At 45.7% G+C, this 597-nt stretch carries 1 protein-coding gene; it reads right to left on the reverse strand.

The window, feature by feature from the left end; genetic code table 11:
* Positions 1 to 597 (reverse strand): IS4 family transposase (locus ACM0OP_RS24315; protein ID WP_414530968.1); only part of this gene is annotated, 597 nt, incomplete at both ends.

Here is a 597-nt window from a genome sequence, read left to right on the forward strand (position 1 = left end):
CCGTCCCTGAATCATTTGTAGAATGCGGACAGCGACTGACAAAGCTAATACAGTCAGTCGTTGGATAGCCGCAATCGACTCTAATTGTGTAGCTTCGAGATTCAATCCGGCAGTTTTGAGGATGGCGAATAGTTGTTCAATTCGCCATCGCCATGTGTACCATTGAATGACTTGCAGTGCTTGTTCTAAACACACAACTTCGTGGGTGGTAAGCAATCGCCAATGAATCGGTTCTTGACCAGGTGGTGGGTTGACTTCCAAGGCTTCCACTGCGTAAAGCTGAACACTAGAGGGATAATCTTGGGCATTTAATTTATCTGGACGTTGAATTTTTACCACCGCACGGCGAACAATGAGTAATGCCTCTCTGGCTTTTCTACCGCTACGTGAATCGGACAGAACATCGACTGTGTAAGTTCCTTCACCTGGTTGTTGATTTAAATATGTATACAGCGATTGAGTATTTCCTGATAGGCGACGGTCAGTGCGCGCTCTGACCAAGACATGATTTTCTGGGTTTGCTACAGTGGCGAATTCCTCATATATATCGCTTTCTCTGTCGGCAATATGAGTCACCATTTTGGCTCCACCTAGACT

Source organism: Nodularia chucula CCY0103 (assembly GCF_963923915.1).
Lineage (GTDB): Bacteria > Cyanobacteriota > Cyanobacteriia > Cyanobacteriales > Nostocaceae > Nodularia > Nodularia chucula.